The sequence below is a fragment of the Clostridium sp. 16K-1-R1 genome (assembly GCF_023921145.1).
Taxonomy (GTDB): domain Bacteria; phylum Bacillota; class Clostridia; order Clostridiales; family Clostridiaceae; genus Sarcina; species Sarcina perfringens.
On sequence record NZ_CP046515.1, the window covers coordinates 659,160 to 678,567 of the forward strand.

15 protein-coding genes are annotated in these 19,408 nt (G+C 28.6%); 10 read left to right on the forward strand and 5 right to left on the reverse strand.

Translation table 11 applies throughout. From position 1 onward, the window contains the following. Nucleotides 1–103: 103 nt before the first annotated feature. Complete coding sequence (locus tag GOM42_RS02895) at nt 104–556, reverse strand: MarR family winged helix-turn-helix transcriptional regulator (protein ID WP_057230769.1); 453 nt, start codon at nt 554–556, stop codon at nt 104–106. 253 nt (nt 557–809) lie between these two features. Here GOM42_RS02895 and GOM42_RS02900 point away from each other — a divergent pair, with 253 nt between their 5' ends. Then, complete coding sequence (locus tag GOM42_RS02900; RefSeq protein WP_057230771.1) at nt 810–1,943, forward strand: AI-2E family transporter; 1,134 nt, start codon at nt 810–812, stop codon at nt 1,941–1,943. A 404-nt stretch (nt 1,944–2,347) separates the two neighbouring features. Beyond that, on the forward strand, nt 2,348–3,739 hold the full coding sequence (locus tag GOM42_RS02905) for a peptide MFS transporter (RefSeq protein WP_003450292.1): 1,392 nt from the start codon (nt 2,348–2,350) through the stop codon (nt 3,737–3,739). Between the two features lie 162 nt (nt 3,740–3,901). On the opposite strand, the gene GOM42_RS02910 is transcribed toward GOM42_RS02905, so the two are convergent. Both GOM42_RS02910 and GOM42_RS02915 read right to left on the reverse strand, forming a co-directional pair. Continuing rightward, nucleotides 3,902–4,117: a hypothetical protein gene (locus GOM42_RS02910; protein ID WP_003449914.1), complete on the reverse strand. Its 216-nt coding sequence runs from the start codon at nt 4,115–4,117 to the stop codon at nt 3,902–3,904. A gap of 13 nt (nt 4,118–4,130) precedes the next feature. Beyond that, nucleotides 4,131–4,361 carry a hypothetical protein gene (locus GOM42_RS02915; RefSeq protein WP_003450005.1) on the reverse strand — a complete coding sequence of 77 codons (231 nt, stop codon included), beginning with the start codon at nt 4,359–4,361 and terminating at the stop codon, nt 4,131–4,133. A gap of 249 nt (nt 4,362–4,610) precedes the next feature. Here GOM42_RS02915 and GOM42_RS02920 point away from each other — a divergent pair, with 249 nt between their 5' ends. The 5 genes from GOM42_RS02920 to speB all read left to right on the forward strand — a co-directional run bounded on the left by GOM42_RS02920 (nt 4,611) and on the right by speB (nt 10,471). Then, nucleotides 4,611–6,161, forward strand: coding sequence for a nitrite/sulfite reductase (locus GOM42_RS02920; RefSeq protein WP_057230774.1), 1,551 nt, complete (start codon nt 4,611–4,613; stop codon nt 6,159–6,161). Between the two features lie 312 nt (nt 6,162–6,473). Next, nucleotides 6,474–7,289: an adenosylmethionine decarboxylase gene (gene speD / locus GOM42_RS02925; protein WP_011009885.1), complete on the forward strand. Its 816-nt coding sequence runs from the start codon at nt 6,474–6,476 to the stop codon at nt 7,287–7,289. A gap of 17 nt (nt 7,290–7,306) precedes the next feature. Further along, nucleotides 7,307–8,761, forward strand: a complete 1,455-nt coding sequence (locus tag GOM42_RS02930) for an aminotransferase class I/II-fold pyridoxal phosphate-dependent enzyme (protein WP_003480261.1) — start codon at nt 7,307–7,309, stop codon at nt 8,759–8,761. 14 nt (nt 8,762–8,775) lie between these two features. After that, on the forward strand, nt 8,776–9,627 hold the full coding sequence (gene speE / locus GOM42_RS02935; protein ID WP_003449853.1) for a polyamine aminopropyltransferase: 852 nt from the start codon (nt 8,776–8,778) through the stop codon (nt 9,625–9,627). Continuing rightward, nucleotides 9,614–10,471 carry an agmatinase gene (gene speB, locus GOM42_RS02940; protein ID WP_057230776.1) on the forward strand — a complete coding sequence of 286 codons (858 nt, stop codon included), beginning with the start codon at nt 9,614–9,616 and terminating at the stop codon, nt 10,469–10,471. Before speE ends, speB begins: the two co-directional genes overlap by 14 nt. Before the next feature lie 316 nt (nt 10,472–10,787). Here speB and GOM42_RS02945 read toward each other — a convergent pair whose 3' ends face one another. After that, on the reverse strand, nt 10,788–11,051 hold the full coding sequence (locus tag GOM42_RS02945) for a DUF1294 domain-containing protein (RefSeq protein ID WP_003450079.1): 264 nt from the start codon (nt 11,049–11,051) through the stop codon (nt 10,788–10,790). A 208-nt stretch (nt 11,052–11,259) separates the two neighbouring features. Between GOM42_RS02945 and nanJ the strand changes: the two genes are divergently transcribed. Both nanJ and GOM42_RS02955 read left to right on the forward strand, forming a co-directional pair. Further along, nucleotides 11,260–14,781: an exo-alpha-sialidase NanJ gene (gene nanJ / locus GOM42_RS02950; RefSeq protein WP_057230778.1), complete on the forward strand. Its 3,522-nt coding sequence runs from the start codon at nt 11,260–11,262 to the stop codon at nt 14,779–14,781. Nucleotides 14,782–14,926: 145 nt separating this feature from the next. Then, a complete protein-coding gene (locus tag GOM42_RS02955; RefSeq protein ID WP_057230779.1) occupies nt 14,927–15,574 on the forward strand; it encodes a TasA family protein in 648 nt (215 codons plus the stop codon). A gap of 118 nt (nt 15,575–15,692) precedes the next feature. Here GOM42_RS02955 and GOM42_RS02960 read toward each other — a convergent pair whose 3' ends face one another. Next, nucleotides 15,693–18,344 (reverse strand): heavy metal translocating P-type ATPase, encoded by a 2,652-nt coding sequence (locus GOM42_RS02960; RefSeq protein ID WP_289781952.1) that lies wholly within the window; start codon nt 18,342–18,344, stop codon nt 15,693–15,695. Nucleotides 18,345–18,653: 309 nt separating this feature from the next. Between GOM42_RS02960 and GOM42_RS02965 the strand changes: the two genes are divergently transcribed. Beyond that, entirely contained in the window at nt 18,654–19,310 is a 657-nt protein-coding gene (locus tag GOM42_RS02965) for an NAD(P)H-dependent oxidoreductase (RefSeq protein ID WP_057230783.1), read from the forward strand. Nucleotides 19,311–19,408 lie beyond the last annotated feature (98 nt).

A 19,408-nucleotide genomic window follows, 5' to 3' on the forward strand; every position in this document is an offset into this window, starting at 1 on the left:
ATATTAAAATAACTCTTTATAAAACTTACAAATAGTGTATGTTTGTAAGTTTTATTTTTTATATTTTAGACACAAACCCATTTTTTATTATTTTATAGCCTAATTAGATTCTTAAGTTATTTAGATTTTTAATCATTTTATTTAAAACTTCATCGAAAAATATAAGTTCCTCATCTTTTAAATCTTCTAATAATAACTTAAAAAATCTATTACTTACTTTGTTTAAAATATTAAGTGTTTCATTAGCAGAGGGAGATATGTATAATCTAAATATTCTTTTGTCTTTGTCATCTTTTTTTATTGATAGCATTTCTTTTTTTAATAAGCTTTCTATAGATCTTGAAATTAATCCTTTAGAAAGACCTGAAAATTCGACTATATCCTTTGCAGTATTATATTCTAAATTTTCCTGTAAGAAAACTAATATTTCAAATTCATTATGCGTTAATCCCAAATCATTTAATGTTGGTGAAATAAATTTTTTATATGTTTTTTTTGCTTTAGTAAAAGAAACTAAAAAAGCATTTCCATTAGGATTAAGAGCTTTTAAATCCATTAACCTTCCTCCTTGAATAGTTCAATTGTAAACTTTATATAAATTATACCTTAAATTGGTTTATAAGTAAACTATATATTTCTTATTTAAATCATATAATCATTATACATATGAAAATATACTTTTTTAATAATATTTTTCAAAGTTTAATGTAGAAAAGATTAATATTTTTTAATTAAGTTAATAATATAAGGATAAAATAGTAAAAAATTACTATAACATATTTATAAATTTATTTAGGAGAGGAAAAACATTGGAGTTTAAAAATAATAAAATTAAAGATTATATTTTTTTATCAACATATATAATACTTTTAATATTCTTTTTTATAAATATAAAGGATATTATGAACTTTCTTTATAAGTTTTTAGGAATAATAAAGCCTTTTATATGGGGAATAGCCATAGCTTTTATTCTTAATATTCCAGTGAAATTAATAGAAAAAAACTTAGGAAATAGTAAGTTCTTTAAAGGAATGAAAAGAAGTTTTTCAATAACTTTAACATTTCTTTTCTTTATATTAGCTATAACATTATTTATATTATTTGTAATTCCTCAATTATTAAGTAGTATTTCAATTTTAATGAATAGTATTCCAGAATACTTATCTCAATTTGAAAAGTTTTTAGAGGTAAATGCAATAAATAATTCACAGTCACAAGTTATGATGCAAAATATAATTAATGAGTTACTAAATATGTGGAAAGAAATATTAAAGGTAACAAGTCAAATAGTAGGAACCTCCTTAGGTTATTTATTAGACTTTACTTTAGGAATAACTTATGGAGTAATAAATTTCTTTTTATCCTTAATTTTAGCTATATATATGCTAGCAAGTAAAGAAATCTTAATAAGTCAACTAAAACTTATAATATATGCTTTTGTTAGTAAAAATAAGGCAGATAGGATTATAGAACTAGGGAAGATGTGTAATGAAATGTTTTCTAAATTCATATTAGGGCAGTGCACAGAGGCGTTAGTTATAGGAGTTTTATGCTTTATAGGGATGATAATTTTAAAAATGCCATATGCTTTATTAATAAGTGTAGTAATTGGAGTAACAGCATTAATACCTGTTTTTGGAGCCTTTTTAGGTACAATACCCTCAGCATTTATAATACTAATAATGGATCCTATTAAGGCTCTTTGGTTTATTATATTTATAATAGTTCTTCAGCAATTAGAAGGAAATCTAATATATCCAAGGGTTGTTGGAAGCTCTATAGGATTATCTGCCCTGTGGGTTATGTTTGCTATGATAGTTGGAGGAAGTTTATTTGGAATAATAGGAATGTTAATAGGAATTCCTATCTTTGGTGTAGTCTTTAAAATCTTAAAGAGAGTAGCTAATAGGAAGATAAATGAAAAGGGAATTGAAAGAAGATAATTTAAGATATTCATTTTAAAGCAGTTTATTATAAATAGGCTGCTTTTTTATTTTGATTTTTTTAAGGAGGTATAATAAGGAAAAATTAATAAAGTGATAAAATTCGACAATTAAACTTGGTAGTTTGTTAAAATGTTTCTATTAGATATAGAAGTTTTAAGTATATGTTTTTCTATAAAAAACAATTGTGTTGTTATGATACACATAGAAAAATGGAGTATTTAAGAGGAAATATAATCAAATTATTAAGAAACTTGCAATAATTTGTTAAGAGTAAGTTTGATTACAATTAAAAATGTATTTATAATTAAAAATGTGTTAACGAAATAATAAGTTTAATGATAAATTCATATAAATTGATAATTTGAATGAGGTCATAATTAAAAGAGGGGGATCAATATAAAATGGCAGAGGCAATTAAATCTACTGATTTTGAGGTAGAAAAAGGCAATGGACGATTAAAGCATCCAGCAGGACTATACCTTTTATTTTTCACAGAAATGTGGGAAAGATTTAGTTACTATGGAATGAGAGCTTTATTAATGCTTTACTTAACAGCATCATTTGTGACTGGCGGATTAGGATATGATGTACCTAGTGCAGCTAGAATATATGGAGCTTATACTTTTTTAGTTTACTTTACACCAATAATTGGTGGAGAAATAGCAGATAAGTTTTTAGGACAGAAAAAATCAATTATGCTTGGGGCAGCAGTAATGATTTTAGGTAACTTAACTTTATTTGGATGGCAAACTAGATGGGCTTTATACTTAGGATTAGGGTTCATAATAGTAGGAAATGCTTTCTTTAAACCCAATATATCAACAATAGTTGGTCAATTATATGAAGATGGTGACAAGAGAAAAGATTCAGCTTTCACAATATTCTACATGGGAATAAACTTAGGATCTTTAATAGCACCAATAATATGTGGATTATTAGCAGAAAACTTTTTTGCTACAAAATCAGGAGAAGTAATACTTCACTATGGATTTAGATACGGATTCTTAGCAGCAGGTATAGGTATAATATTAGGAGAAATTATCTTTATAACTTTATCTCCAAAATACTTAGCACATGTTGGTGAAATTAAAAGAGAAAAAAATAAAAAAGATGTTGCAAAAGAAAAGAAACCTTTAACTAAGCAAGAGAAGAAGAGAGTTGCAGTTATATTAATACTTGCATCATTCGTTGTATTCTTCTGGGCAGGATTTGAACAAGCAGGTACAACTTTAACATTATTTGCTGAAAATGCAACTAATAGAAGTTTGTTTGGATGGACAGTACCAGTAGCATTCTTCCAATCTATAAACCCATTATTTATACTAATATTAGCACCATTATTCTCAAAATTATGGTTTACACTTGCTAATAGTAAAAGAGGAGATTTATCAATCCCAACTAAAATGGCTATGGGTATGATAGTTTTAGGATGTGGATTCTTATTAATGGTTTTCGCAACTATGTCATTAGGTGGAAATGTTGAAAATCCAGCAGTTAAAGCTAGTATGTTCTGGTTAGTAGGAACTTACTTATTTAACACAATGGGAGAACTTTGTTTATCACCAATAGGACTTTCAATGGTAAGTTCATTAGCACCAGCTAAATACGCTTCATTATTAATGGGTGTATGGCTTGCTAGTAACGGAGTAGCAAACTACTTATCAGGATTCATAGCATCATTTGTTGAAAAACTAGGAGCTTTAGAACTATTTGGTTCAATAGCTGGAGTGAGTATAGTATTAGGTTTAGTACTATTGCTATTAAGCAAAAAGATTACAGCTATGATGGAATAAAATGATATTAAAATTAAATCTCTTTAAGAAGATTTGAGTAATTAAATTAGGATATTTAAGTTTTATATAAGAAAAGACACATTAATAAAATAATGTGTCTTTTTTGTATCTTAAAAATTTTTATTTTAAATTTATTTTAGTTAATTTAAGTTAAGTATTTTTTTAAACTCTAAAATATTCTTCATCTAAGTATAAAAGCATTTCTTCAGTTATAGGAACTGACAATCCTGCATAGTCTGAAAATCTTTGGATCTCATCTTCTTTTTCTTCTTTTTTTAGCTCGTGATGATGTTTAATTTTTTTGCCAGCTTTCTTTTCAAGGTCTTTCCACTCTTTATAAACTTTTACTAAATCTTCTTTTAACTTATTATCGCTCATGAAAAACATCTCCTTAAATAAATGTATTATTATAATATTCTTCTAATTCAAGTATTTCTTTTTCTGTCAATGGTGTATCAATTTTAGCGAATTCAGAAAATTTCTTTGTTATAAGTTTTATTTGCTCTTTTTCTAACTTTTTAAAATCATGATTTAATTTTAATTTTTCAAAAAAGCTTTTTTCAGAAACTCTCCATTTACTATAGAGATCTAATAACTCCTTCTTTATTTTTTCCTCTCCCATAAAATTCAACTCCTTATAAATTTTATAAATATATTATATAATAAAAATATATATTTTAAAATGTTGTAAATAAAGAAAGATTTTTGTTTACAAAAAGTATAAAATTTAATTTAGTAAAAAAAATAATTTTAAGAAAAAAATTTGATTTAAAAAGTGTTTTAATATAAGTAATTACTTATATTATATATAAAGAAACAATTGTTTACTAATGGAATTTAGAGGCATAAAATTTTAGTGAGGTGATATAAAATGAATACATTAAATGATATTTTATCAAAAGAAATTGAAGAATTTAGAGAAAAAGGACATAAGTTTTTAAATAAAGAAATGACTGTTGGTGAATTTAAAAAGGCATCAGGAGGCATGGGTGTTTATGCGCACCGTGGAGGAAAAGAATTCATGGTGAGATTAAGAGTTCCATCAGGAGTTGCTGGATTAAGTTTATTAGAAGAAGCATATAACTGGGCTAAGAAATATAACTTAGAAAAAATACATTTAACAACTCGTGAAGCAATACAATTACATGGAATATCAATAGATGCTGTATGCGACATAATGCAAGAAGGGTTAAATAAAGGAATATACACTAGAGGCGGTGGTGGAAACTTCCCAAGAAACGTAGCCTTAAATCCTTTATCAGGAGTTCAAATAGGAGAAACTTTTGATGTAACTCCTTATGCACTAGCATCTAATGCACATTATATGAGTAAAATATATACTTATAATTTACCAAGAAAAATTAAAACTGCATTTTCAAATACAGAGGAGGATTCAGCTCATTGCACAGTTACAGACTTAGGATTTTTAGCTGTGGAGAATAACGGTAAGAGAGCCTTTAAACTTTACATAGGTGGAGGATTAGGAAGAAATCCAAGAACATCTGTTGAATTTGATGAGTTAATAGATGAAAAGGACGTATTATATTGTCTTGAAGCTATGACTAATTTATTTGTAGCTGAAGGAGATTATAAAAATCACGGAAAAGCTCGTATAAGATATATTGTTGAGAGAATGGGCGAAGAAGAGTTTAAAAATTGCTTTAGAAAACACTTAGAAGAAGTGAAAGCTAAAGGTGGATTAGACCTTAAGGTTGAAGATATAAAATATAGTAAAAAAGGTGAAAAAACTAATATAAAACATGAAAGATTAATACCTCAAAAACAAGAAGGATTATATACTGTTTTATTCCACCCAGTTGGAGGACAATTAAGCTTAGATGTATTAAAAGAATTAATAGAAAAAATAGAGAAAATAGAAGAAGTAGAAGTAAGATTAGGTATGGATGAAAATCTATATGTAAGAAACTTAAATGGAAAAGAAGCTGAAGCTATCTTAGACTTTACTCAAGGTAAAGGAGGAGAGACTTTAGCTGAAAGAAGTGTTTCTTGTATAGGTACACCAATATGTCAAATGGGAGTACTAGAAAGCCAAAAAACTTTAAGAGAGTTTGTAGAATTATTAAAAGAAAATTCAATTAAGGAAGGAATATTACCAAGAGTTCGTTTCTCAGGATGTCCAAATTCTTGCGGTATGCATGAAATAGGAGATATAGGATTCGCTGGTAAAAAGAAAAAAGTTGGTGATGTTTTATCAAATGTATTTGAATTACATTTTGGTGGAAAATTAGGAATAGGTGAAACTCGTTTAGGAGATTACTATGGAGATATACTTCAAGACAAGGTTCCAGAATTCTTAATTAAGGTTGCAAAGGCTGTAGAAGCTAAAAATTCAACTTTTGAAGAGTGGATTAAGGATAATAGTGAAGAATTTAAAGCTATAGTTGAAGAATATAATGTATAGCTGTTAACAAAATATTTACAAAATCCAAAAAAACTTAATAAATAAGTTTTTTTGGATTTTTTGATTTTTACTTAAAATTCCTTTGAATAGGCATATTTAAATACTTTTTTAGTTTATTTTATTAAATATTAGGTTTAGTAATACTAAGTATTTTACTTAGTTTTTGTTACCGAAATATTAACGATGACCTTTGAAGATAGCTTGAAATAAGGGTTAGAAAGAATTTGCTATAGAAAAAAATAAAATGGTGATATATAATAAATTCAAAATTTATATTTATGCAGTTAAATAAGTTGTTTAAAGAAAGGATTGATGTTAGGGTTGAAAGAAAAGATATGCCTTTATGGTTTTAATAATCTTACTAAGACACTAAGTTTTAATATTTATGATATTTGTTATGCGAAAACAGAGAGAGAAAAGGAAGACTATATAAAATATATAGACGAGCAGTATAATTCTGAACGTCTTACAAAGATTCTTTGTGATGTTACAGAAATGATAGGAGCTCATGTCCTAAATATTTCAAAACAAGATTATGAACCTCAGGGAGCTAGTGTAAATGTTCTTATAACAGAGGAGGCATTACCAGTAGCACTAATTGACCCATCATGTAATAAAGGAGAACTTTCATATTTGGAGCTTAGAGATAGTGTAGTTGGACATTTAGATAAAAGTCATCTTACAGTTCATACTTATCCAGAGTTTCATCCAAATAACGATATAATTTCTTTTAGAGTTGATATAGATGTATCTACTTGTGGAAAAATATCTCCATTAAATGCTCTAGATTACTTAATCGGAAGTTTTGATTCAGATGTAATAACTATTGATTATAGAGTTAGAGGATTTACTAGAGATGTTGATGGTAGAAAATGCTACATAGACCATGATATAAAATCTATTCAAGATTATATAGATGGAGAGACCCTAAAAAAATACGATGCTATGGATGTTAATGTTTATCAATCTAACATATTCCATACAAAGATGATGCTTAAGGATATAGTTTTAAATAACTATTTATTTAATTCTGATCCATATGAATTATCTCCAAATGATAGAAGAGAAATAAGAGATAGAATATCAAAAGAGATGATTGAAATATACGGTGGTGTAAATATTTATTAAGAAAAGGAGGGATTTCTGTGAAAAGACTTTCTCAAGAAAATGCTCCTATTTATGAAGCATTAAAATGGTACAAGAATCAAAGAATTGTTCCTTTTGATGTACCAGGTCATAAACAAGGAAGAGGAAATACAGAATTAAGAGAATTTTTAGGTGAAGATTGTGTTTCAGTAGATGTAAATTCAATGAAACCCTTAGATAATCTTTGTCATCCAACTTCTGTAATAAAGGATGCAGAAGAATTAGCAGCTGAGGCCTTTGGTGCTGATAAGGCATTTTTCATGGTTAATGGAACCACATCAGCTGTACAAGCCATGATAATGAGTGTTTGCAAAGATGGAGATAAGATTATAATGCCTAGAAATGTGCATAGATCTGCAATAAATTCTTTAATAATAACAGGGGTAACTCCTGTGTATATAAATCCAGGAATTCATGGTAGACTTGGAATTTCTCTAGGAATGGCAATGGAAGATATAAAAAAAGCCATTAAGGAAAATCCAGATGCTAAGGCTATTTTTGTTAATAACCCAACATACTATGGGATTTGCTCTAATTTAAGAGAAATAGTTAAGTTAGCTCATGAAAATAATATGTATGTCTTAGTTGATGAAGCTCATGGAACTCATTTTTATTTTGATAAAAGACTTCCAGTATCAGCTATGGAGGCAGGAGCAGATATGGCAGCAGTTAGCATACATAAAACAGGAGGCTCATTAACTCAGAGTTCTATGTTACTTATGAAGTGTAATAGAATTAAGCCAGATTATGTGAGAACAATAATAAACTTAACACAAACAACTAGTGGTTCTTATTTACTTTTATCTTCTTTAGATATTGCTAGAAGAAATTTAGCCTTAAATGGAGAAAAAATATTTGAAGAGGTTGTTGGAATAGCTGAATATGCAAGAGAAGAAATAAATAAGATAGGTGGTTATTATGCTTTCTCAAAAGAAATAAATAATGGTGATGATATTTATGATTTTGATGTAACTAAGCTTACTATAAACACTTTAGAAACTGGACTTGCTGGAATAGAAGTTTATGACATATTAAGAGATGATTATGGAATTCAAATAGAGCTTGGAGATGTGGCTAATATTCTTGCCATAATATCAGTTGGAGATACTAGATATAACATTGAGAGATTAGTTTCAGCTTTAAGTGAGATTAAGAGAATTCATGAAAAAGATAAAAAAGATATTTTTGACCACGAATATATAGATCCTATAGTTAAGGTTAAGCCGAAAGAGGCTTTTTATGCTGAAAAGAAGAAGGTTCTTTTAAGAGAAAGTGAAGGATTAATTTCTGGAGAATTTGTAATGTGTTATCCACCAGGAATTCCAATACTTGCCCCAGGAGAGCTTATAACTAAGGAGACTATAGACTATATTGAGTATTCTAAGAAAAAGGGAAGTTTAGTTACAGGCCCTGAAGATATGGAAATTGAATATATAAATGTTTTAGATTGTTAGGAGGAATTTTAATTATGGAATTATGGTACACAGAAGAACATACAGACAAGGTACGTTTTTCAATCAAAGTAGATGAACAACTTTATAGTGGAAAGAGCGATTTCCAAAGAATAGATGTTTTTAAATCTCAAGAGTTTGGAACTTTCTTCACATTAGATGGACTTATGATGGTAACAGAAAAGGATGAATTTATTTATCATGACATGATAGTTCATGTTCCAATGGCTACAAATCCTAATATTAAAAATGTACTAGTTATAGGAGCTGGAGATGGTGGAACTGTAAGAGAACTTACAAGATATGAAACTATAGAAAAAATAGACATGGTTGAAATTGATAAGTTAGTTGTTGATGTTTGTAGAGAATATTTACCTCAAACAGCTAATAAATTAGATGATCCTAGAGTAAGTTTATTCTTTGAAGATGGATTAAAATTTGTACGTTCAGTTGAAAATAAATATGACTTAATAATAGTTGATTCAACAGATCCATTTGGACCTGGAGAAGGTTTATTCACAAGAGAATTTTATGGAAATTGCTTTAAGGCCTTAAAAGAAGATGGAATACTTGTAAATCAACATGAAAGCCCATACTATGAAGAGTATGCAAGGGGAATGAAGAGAGCTCATAAGAGAATAAAAGAATGTTTCCCAGTATGTAGAGTTTATCAAGCTCATATACCAACTTATCCATCAGGACATTGGCTATTTGGTTTTGCATCAAAAAAATATGATCCACTAAATGCTGATATAGAAAAGTGGAATGATTTAGGATTAAAAACTAAATATTATAATACTGATTTGCATAAAGGATGTTTTGCATTACCTAATTATGTTAAGGAGATGCTAGAGAATGTTGATGAATAGAAATGTAAGCACTTTTATAGGGTGTGAAGCTGAATATGATGAATCAAGCATAGTTGTATTTGGAGCTCCTTTTGATTCAACAACTTCTTTTAGACCAGGTACTAGGTTTGCAAGTCAAGTAATGAGAGGAGAATCTTGGGGATTAGAAAGTTATAGTCCATATCAAGACTTAGATCTTTATGATTTTAATATTTTTGATGGAGGAGAAATAGAGCTTCCTTTCGGAAATTCAGAGGGAGCATTAGCTTTAATAGAGGATTTTTCAACTAAGGTTGTTGAAGATGGGAAAATACCAGCTATGATAGGTGGAGAGCATTTAGTAACTTTAGGGGCATTTAAAGGAGTATTTAAAAAATATCCTGATGTTCATGTAATTCACTTTGATGCTCATGCAGATTTAAGAGAAGATTATTTAGGTCAAAAACTATCTCATGCTACTGTTATACATAGAGTTTGGGATTTAGTAGGAGATAATAAAATATTCCAATTTGGAATACGTTCTGGTGAAAAAGAAGAATTTTTATGGGCAAAGGATCACGTTTATACAAATAAGTTTAATTGTGATACTTTAGATTATGCCTTAGAAAAGGTTAAAGATAAACCTGTTTATGTAACAATAGACTTAGATGTTTTAGATCCATCTGTATTCCCAGGTACAGGAACACCAGAACCAGGTGGAATTCAGTTTAATGAACTTTTAAATTCAATATTAAAACTTAAGGGGTTAAATATTGTGGGATTTGATATTAATGAATTATCACCACAGTATGACCAAACAGGAGCATCAACGGCTGTAGCTTGTAAAGTTTTAAGAGAGATGTTATTAGTAGCAAATAACAAATAGAATGATTTTAAAGATAGATTAGCCTTAGATAAATTTAGAATATGTATTTAAGAACTAGTTAAAATTAAAACTAGTTCTTAATCAATTCAGTTAAGGGTATATTTAGAGATTTTTAAAGTTAATTGCAATTTATGCAAAATATACTTTAAGTTAAATTTAATTTAGAATTTTTAGAGATTTAAATATAAAAAATAGAACTGTATCAAAAGCTAATAAAAAATTTCTTAAATTAATGAGAGAGAGTATTTAGTAACTCTTTCAAAAATAGTCTTAGAAATTTTTAAAAGGTTAATTTGATACAGTTCTTTTTGCGTATTTATCTAATAAAGTAAAGAATTAAAAGTGCTTGAATTGCTATTATTAAAGGAATACCTATAGTAAATTTTGCATGTTTTGTTTTATGACGAAAGACATGCATTCCCCATAATGCCCCAATTCCTCCTCCTATTATAGAAACGCCTATTAAGGTATCTTCACTTATTCTCCATTGATGTTTTTTAGCTTTTTGTTTATCTATATACATTAGAATTATTGCCACTAAATTTATTACAATCAAATAACCTACAAAAAGTTCTTTCAATAATTACCCCTCCTAATTTATTTCATTAGTATTTATTATATAGTTCTTAAGTTAATTATAACTTATTTCTAGGGAAAGTTATTATTAATTAGTAGATAAATATAAAATTTGGGTAGTATAAATTGTATTTAATACAATTTTAGTAATATTAAAGCTTATTTAAACGTATACATAATATAAGGTCATTTTATTTTAAGGGGGAGAGCTAATGAAAAGTAAAAAAATTATAGCTACGCTTGTTGCAAGTTTAGTTATTTCTAATATGGGAGGATATTTAGTAAAAGCTAAGCCTAATGTAAATCATAAGGCAGTTATTATAGAAGATAGACAAGCTATTATTGAAACTGCTATTCCACAATCAGAAATGACAGCTAGTGCAACTTCAGAAGAGGGCCAAGATCCAGCTTCAAGTGCTATTGATGGAAATATAAATACTATGTGGCATACAAAATGGAATGGTAGTGATGCGCTTCCACAGAGTTTATCAGTAAACTTAGGAAGTTCTAGAAAAGTTAGTTCTATAGCTATTACACCAAGAACAAGTGGAAACAATGGATTTATAACTAAGTATGAAATTCATGCTATTAATAATGGAGTAGAAACTTTAGTTGCAGAAGGAACCTGGGAAGAAAATAATTTAGTTAAAACTGTAACTTTTGATTCTCCTATTGATGCAGAAGAGATAAAAATAACTGCAATTCAAGGTGTTGGTGGATTTGCTTCAATAGCAGAGTTAAATGTTTATGAAATCAAAGGCGAAGTAGATGAAATTGCTAACTATGGAAACTTAAAAATAACTAAGGAGGAAGAAAGGGTAAATATAACTGGTGATTTAGAAAAATTCTCCTCAATAGAAGAAGGAACTATAGTCACTAGATTTAATATGAATGATGCCTCAATTCAAAGTTTAATTGGTTTAAGTGATGGAAATAAAGCAAATAACTATTTTTCACTTTATGTAAGTGGAGGAAAAGTAGGATATGAGCTTAGAAGACAAGAAGGAAATGGAGATTTTAATGTACATCACAGTGCAGATGTTACTTTTAATAAAGGAATAAATACTTTAGCTTTAAAAATAGAAAAGGGAGTTGGAGCTAAGATATTTTTAAATGGTTCTCTGGTTAAAACGGTATCAGATCCAAATATTAAATTTTTAAATGCAATAAATCTTAATAGTGGATTTATTGGTAAAACTGATAGAGCAAATGGGTACAATGAGTACTTATTTAGAGGAAATATAGATTTTATGAATATTTATGATAAACCAGTAAGTGATAATTATTTGTTAAGAAAAACAGGGGAAACTAAGGCGCCATCAGAGGATAGTTTATTGCCAGATGATGTTTATAAAACACAACCAGTAGAATTATTCTATCCTGGATATTTAGAATCAAGAGGATATAGAATTCCTGCTTTAGAAACAACTAAAAAAGGAACAGTTTTAGCTTCTATAGATGTTAGAAATAACGGAGATCATGATGCTCCTAATAATAACATAGATGTAGGTATAAGAAGAAAAGAAGTAAATGGGGAATGGGAAGAAGGAAAAGTAATATTAGATTATCCAGGTAAATCAGCAGCTATAGATACTTCTCTTATGTCAGCTACTATAGAAGAGAATGGAATTGAAAAAGAGAGAATATTTCTTATAGTAACTCATTTCCCAGAAGGTTATGGATTCCCTAATACAGAGGGTGGAAGTGGATATAAAGAAATTGATGGAAAATATTATTTTATATTAAAAGATGCTCAAAATAATGAATATACAGTTAGAGAAGATGGAATTGTTTATAATTCAGAAGGAAATGAAACTGATTATGTAATGAAAAATGATAAGACCCTTATTCAAAATGGAGAAGAAGTCGGAAATGCTTTACTAAGTAATTCTCCACTTAAGGCAGTTGGAACTGCTCATATTGAAATGATTTATAGTGATGATGATGGTAACACATGGAGTGAACCAGAGGATTTAAATCCAGGACTTAAGAAGGAGTGGATGAAATTCTTTGGAACTGCACCAGGAAAGGGAATTCAAATAAAAAATGGAGAGCATAAAGGTCGATTAGTATTCCCAATATACTATACTAATCAAAATAATTTCCAATCAAGTGCTGTAATTTATAGTGATGACTTTGGTGAAACTTGGAAGTTAGGAGAATCTCCAATAGATACAGCTTCTGTAAGCTCTGAAACAGTTTCTTCAGGAACTCAGTTAACAGAGTGCCAAGTAGTTGAAATGCCAAATGGACAACTAAAATTATTTATGAGAAATACTGGTTCATATACAAGAATTGCAACTAGTTTTGATGGAGGAGCAACATGGCATGATGAAGTTCCAGAAGATACTTCTTTAAGAGAGCCTTATTGTCAATTAAGTGTTATAAATTATAGTGGAAAAATAAATGGTAAAGATGCAATTATATTCTCAAACCCAGACGCAAGTAGTAGAGTAAATGGAAGTGTTAAGGTTGGCTTAATAAATGAGAATGGAACTTATGACAATGGAGAACCAAGATATGAATTTGATTGGATTTATAATAAGACAGTTAAGCCAGGTTCATTTGCTTATTCTTGTTTAACAGAGTTACCAGATGGAAACCTAGGATTATTCTACGAGGGTGAAGGGGCAGGCAGAATGGCATATACTGAATTTGATTTAAATTACCTTAAGTTTAATGCTTCTGAAGATTCACCATCATCTTCAGTTCAATCAATTGAAATTTTAGATGAAGATTTAACTTATAATTCTGGAGAGGAAGTTTCAATAAAAGTAAACTTCAATCAATTAGTTAGTCTAATAGGAGATAGAAAAATAACTTTAGATATAGGTGGAGTAGACGTACCACTAAATATGGTTAATTATGAAGGAAAAAGCTCAGCTATATTTAAAGGAACTATGCCAGAAGGAATTAATTCGGGAAGTTATGAAATAAAGCTTAAGGAAAATAATGCTTTAGAACTTAATACTGTTTATAATAAAGTTTCAACTTTCAATGGATTAGATAATACAGGAATTAATATACAGATTGGTGAATTAAAAACAACTGTGGGAAATTCAACCCTAAAGGTTAATGATGAAGTTCAAGTTGGCTCAACATTTGATGCTATATTAGGAATTGAAGGATTAAATAGAGATACAGAAGCTTATTCAGCAGAATATTTATTTGAGTATAATGCAGAAGCATTTAAATTAAATGAAATTACTTCATTTAGTGATTCTTTATTTGTAAAGAGTAAAGAAGTTGAACCAGGAAAAGTTAGAATATTAGTAGCATCTTTAGGAAATGAAATAGAAAAAGATTCAGATCTAGTAAAAGTTAACTTAACTCCACAGATTTCTTCTGAATTAGAAGTTTTAGGATTAACAACAGCTTTAGTAGGATCTGGAGATGGAAATACTCATGACTTAGAACTTTCAAGTAAGGAAGTTAAAATTAATGAAGAAGCTTCAGGAGAGATAGTAGTAAATCCAGTACAAAATTTTGAAATTCCAGAAATAAACAAGAAAAATGTTAAATTAACATGGAATGCTCCAATAACAACTGAGGGGTTAGAGGGATATGTAATATATAAAGATGGAAAGAAATTATCAGAAGTTCCAGCTGAATCTACAGAGTTTGTGGTTTCAAAATTAAATAGACATACTATTTACAATTTTAAAGTTGCAGCTAAATATTCAAATGGAGAACTTTCAGCTAAAGAAAGTAAGACTATCAGAACTGCTAGGTAATGAATAAATTTAAAATTAAATGTAAATAAGTAAAAAATAAGTAATATTATGTAATGTAAACGAATATAAATATTTATGTAGATTATTAAAGTAATCATACATTTTGTATATATAAAAAATTTGAAATGTTTGGGGGAGAAATTTTATGAAGAAAAAATTATTAGGTATGTTATTAGCCGGAACATTAATGGTAGGAGCAGTTGGATCATATGCTTGGTTCTCAGATAAAGCTACAGTAAATGGAGACATAAAACTTACAATGGGTACATTAGATGTTAAAATTATTGATGCTGAAAGAGGTTGGAAAGTAGGAGATGACACAGAGATAGTAAATAAGGAAAATAAGAAGTCATTTAAAAATGTTAGACCAGGAGATACTTTTGAAAGAGAGTTTTTAGTTCAAAATGTTGGAACTTTAAAACAAAGAGTAACAGTTAAGTTAAATCCTGCTTTACTAAATCTTGAATTAAAAGATGGAATAACTTTTGATGATGTATTCAATTTAAGCTTCTCAACTGAGGCATCACCTTTAACTTTAGAAAATGAAGGAACAGCAAATTTTGAACTAGATTCATCTATAAATTCTGTTGAAAATGAAGCTGGTGGATATACTGATGCTAAGAAAGTTATTGTTAATTTAGAAGTAGATCCAGAAGCTATGGGAAATGAATTTAATGCTCTAGGAAATGAGTTTAAAGAAGTTATAAACTTAAATAATATAAAAGATGCTGAAGGAAATAAAATTCCATTGTTAGTTGTAGATGCTCAGCAAATTAACCATGTAGAAAAGTAGTATTAAATTTAATTTAAAATAAAAAACAGAGTCCATTAGACTCTGTTTTTTATTTTGTGATTAAGGATTTTAAAGGTTTATAATTTAAATTTAAATATAATATATTTAAATTAAAAGCTTATTTATAGTTTGGTTTGAATTTTTTTAGTCTTAAGGCATTTAATAATACTGATACTGAACTAAAGCTCATGGCAAAGGCACCTATCATTGGATTAAGTAATGGACCTCCAAATATATGAAGAACTCCCATTGCTACTGGAATACCTAAAGTGTTGTATCCAAATGCCCAGAATAAGTTTTCCTTTATATTTTTCATTGTTTGCCTGCTTAATTGAATAGCACCAACAACATGTAATATATCACCTTTCATTAGAACTATATCAGCAGATTCCATTGCTATATCAGTTCCAGAACCTATAGCCATTCCAATGTCAGCAATAGCTAAAGCAGGAGCATCATTTATTCCATCACCAACCATAGCGACTTTTTTGCCTTCATCTTGAAGAGTTTTAATTTTTTCAGCCTTTTCTTGAGGAAGAACCTCAGCAATAACTCTATCTACACCTACTTCTTTTGCAATAGCCTTAGCTGTTTTTAGGTTATCTCCTGTTAACATTACTACTTCAAGTCCCATTTTTTGTAGAGTTTCTATAGCTTTTTTACTTGTTTCTTTAACTGTATCAGCAACGGCGATTATACCAGCTATTTTTTCATTAATAGCAATAAACATAGGAGTTTTTCCCTTTGAAGCTAGTTCTTCAGAAGTCGCTAATAAATTTTTAAGATTTATATTTTTATCTTTCATAAGTTTATAGTTACCTAATAAAATTGATTTATTTTCAATAGAGCACTTAATTCCCTTACCAGGTATTGCTTCAAAATCTAAAACATTTTTTAGTTTGAGATTTTTTTCTTCAGCATCTCTAACAATAGCTTCTCCAAGAGGATGTTCTGAACCTTTTTCTGCTGAGGCTGCTAATAAAAGGAGTTCATCTTTTGAAATATTTTCACAAATAATATCTGTAACCTTAGGTTTTCCTTCAGTTATAGTTCCTGTTTTATCGAATACAACAGTATTTAAATTTTGTGTACTTTCTAAAGCTTCACCACTTTTAATAAGTATTCCATTTTCAGCTCCTTTACCTGTACCAACCATAATAGCTGTTGGGGTAGCTAGACCTAAAGCACATGGACAAGCAATTACTAATACAGATATAAATATTGTAAGTGCAAAAGTTTTACTTTCACCAGAAAAATACCAAGCTAAACTTGAAATTACGGCTAAAGATATTACTATAGGTACAAAATAGCCTGAAATAGTATCAGCTAATTTAGCAATTGGAGCTTTTGATCCTTGAGCATCTTCTACTAACTTAACTATTTGAGAGATTACAGTATCCTTACCAACCTTTGTAGCTTCATAAATTATTCTTCCATTTTTATTTATACTAGCTCCAAAGACTGTATCTCCTACTTTTTTTTCAGCAGGAATACTTTCTCCAGTTAGCATACTTTCATCAATTGATGTATATCCTTCTACAACTTTACCGTCTACAGGTAATTTCTCACCTGGCTTAACAAGTATTAAATCACCAACTTGAACTTCATCAATAGACACAATTTTTTCTTTGCCATCTACAAGTAGAGTAGCTGTTTTAGGGGCTAATCCCATAAGTTTTTTTATTGCATCAGAAGTTTTACCTTTAGTTAAAGTTTCTAAGTATTTACCTAAACTTATTAATGTAAGTATTGTTCCAGCAGATTCAAAATATAACTGCATAGCATAGCTATGGTCACCAATATAAATGTGGTATATTGCAAATAATCCATAAACATATGCAGCACCAGATCCTATAGCTATTAAGGAATCCATATTAGGACTTCTCATAAATAAATTCTTAAAACCATGTATAAAGAAATCTCTACATATTAATATAACCACAGTTGTAAGAAGTAATTGAATAAGTGCAAAGTTTAAGGGATTATGCATTGAATCTATTATATTAGGTAAATGAAGGCCAACCATATGTCCCATTGATATTATGAATAATGGAATTGTGAATATTGCTGAGCCAATAAGTCTATTTTTCATTCTTTTAGTTTCATTCTCTTTTGCTTTTTCATGTTCATCTTCTTGAGATGCATCTAAAAGTTTATATCCTAATTTTTCTACCTTTGCTTTTATATCATTAGTAGAAAGTTTATCTTTATCGAAAGAAATATTAAGAGTAGAATTTGCGAAGTTAACATTAGAACTTTCAACACCATCCATTTTACTTGTTACTTTTTCAATTCTAGCTGCACAGGCTGAACAATTCATTCCTTCTACCTTAAAGGAAGTAGACTTATTATTTCCTTTTAGTTCAAAGCCTAGTTTCTTTACTTTTTCTTTAATTTCTTCTAAGGAAATTTCATCTTCATCATATTCAACTTGAAGGCTTTCATTAGCAAAGTTAACAGTAGCATTATATATTCCAGATAATTTATTTAAAACTTTCTCAATTCTAGCTGCGCAGGAAGCACAACTCATTCCAGAAACTCTGAAAGATTCTTTCTTTAAGTTTCTAACTACTGAGAAACCTAGCTTATTTATTTTTTCTTCTATTTTTTTAAAGGATATTTTATTTTCATCAAACTCTAAATTTAATTTTTCAGTTGCCAAATTAACATTAGCTTTTGATATGCCATCCATTTTACCTAGAACTTTTTCGATTCTAGCAGCACAAGCGGCACAACTCATACCTTTTATATTAATTGATTTATTTATCATAAAAATTATAGCTGACATATTCCCTTGTTATAAAGAAAGGAATAACAGTTTTCCTCCTTTTAAATTTTTACCTCCCCTAGGGGGTGGTTGTGATTCAAATATACTCTTTGATTTTTCTTTTGTCAATAAGAAAGTGATAAGTATTATCAATGAAATTTAAGATTTAGGGTAAGTATTTTTAATAATATAAACTTATTTTGGCTAAAAAATAAAAACTTATTTAAAATTAGATAATTATTAATAAAAAACTAAAAAAATCACAAGATAAGAAAAAGAAGTTAATTTAGAAAATTTAAATGAGGTGAGTATATGAAAAAGCTACTTTATATTACAGTAAACTCAAAGCCAGAGAAGCTTTCATCAAGTAAGACTATTGGAAGAGCTTTTATAAGTAGATTTGTAGAATTAAATCCAGAGTTTGAAATAGAGGAAGTGGACTTATACAAAGATTTTATTCCTAGATTAGAGCATAAGCATTTTTCAGGAAGAAGTTCTGTGGTAGATTGTGAGACTGCTAGTATAGATGCAAAGACAAAGGAAGAAGTAAAGAGAATAATAGAGTTAAGTGAACAATTTAAAAGTGCAGATTTATATGTAATAGCAGCCCCTTTATGGACACTATCTTTCCCAGCACCATTAAAGGAATACATAGATTGTGTTGTCCAAAACAAAATAACAATTAAAGTAACACCAGAAGAGGTTAAGGGATTGTTAGATGACAAGCAAAGAGAAATGGTCTATATACAATCTTCAGGGGGAGAAATTCCTTGGCTTACTAAAGGGATATTTAATAAAGGCTTAGACTATGTTGAAGATATAATGAAATTCTTAGGAATAAAAAAATTCCATCAATTATTAGTGGATGGAACAGGTTTTAGTATAGAGGAAAAGTTTAAGGCTGAAGATAAGGCTGTTGAAAAAATAGATGATTTAATAAAAGACATACATTTTAGTAATAAAGGTTAAAATAAAAAGTTTTATATTTAGTTAAGAGAATCTTATATAGAAATTAAATTTAGTTATATTTAAATATTGATTTTTAGGTTGATCAATAGAGTTAAGAG

Excerpts from the sequence above, each read along its gene's own strand:
- speB (WP_057230776.1), top strand. The coding sequence starts at position 9,614 with ATGTTGATGAATAGAAATGTAAGCACTTTTATAGGGTGTGAAGCTGAA.
- GOM42_RS02895 (WP_057230769.1), bottom strand. The coding sequence starts at position 556 with ATGGATTTAAAAGCTCTTAATCCTAATGGAAATGCTTTTTTAGTTTCT.
- GOM42_RS02910 (WP_003449914.1), bottom strand. The coding sequence starts at position 4,117 with ATGAGCGATAATAAGTTAAAAGAAGATTTAGTAAAAGTTTATAAAGAG.
- GOM42_RS02905 (WP_003450292.1), top strand. The coding sequence starts at position 2,348 with ATGGCAGAGGCAATTAAATCTACTGATTTTGAGGTAGAAAAAGGCAAT.
- GOM42_RS02965 (WP_057230783.1), top strand. The coding sequence starts at position 18,654 with ATGAAAAAGCTACTTTATATTACAGTAAACTCAAAGCCAGAGAAGCTT.
- speE (WP_003449853.1), top strand. The coding sequence starts at position 8,776 with ATGGAATTATGGTACACAGAAGAACATACAGACAAGGTACGTTTTTCA.
- nanJ (WP_057230778.1), top strand. The coding sequence starts at position 11,260 with ATGAAAAGTAAAAAAATTATAGCTACGCTTGTTGCAAGTTTAGTTATT.
- GOM42_RS02915 (WP_003450005.1), bottom strand. The coding sequence starts at position 4,361 with ATGGGAGAGGAAAAAATAAAGAAGGAGTTATTAGATCTCTATAGTAAA.
- GOM42_RS02955 (WP_057230779.1), top strand. The coding sequence starts at position 14,927 with ATGAAGAAAAAATTATTAGGTATGTTATTAGCCGGAACATTAATGGTA.
- GOM42_RS02920 (WP_057230774.1), top strand. The coding sequence starts at position 4,611 with ATGAATACATTAAATGATATTTTATCAAAAGAAATTGAAGAATTTAGA.
- GOM42_RS02960 (WP_289781952.1), bottom strand. The coding sequence starts at position 18,344 with ATGATAAATAAATCAATTAATATAAAAGGTATGAGTTGTGCCGCTTGT.
- speD (WP_011009885.1), top strand. The coding sequence starts at position 6,474 with ATGTTAGGGTTGAAAGAAAAGATATGCCTTTATGGTTTTAATAATCTT.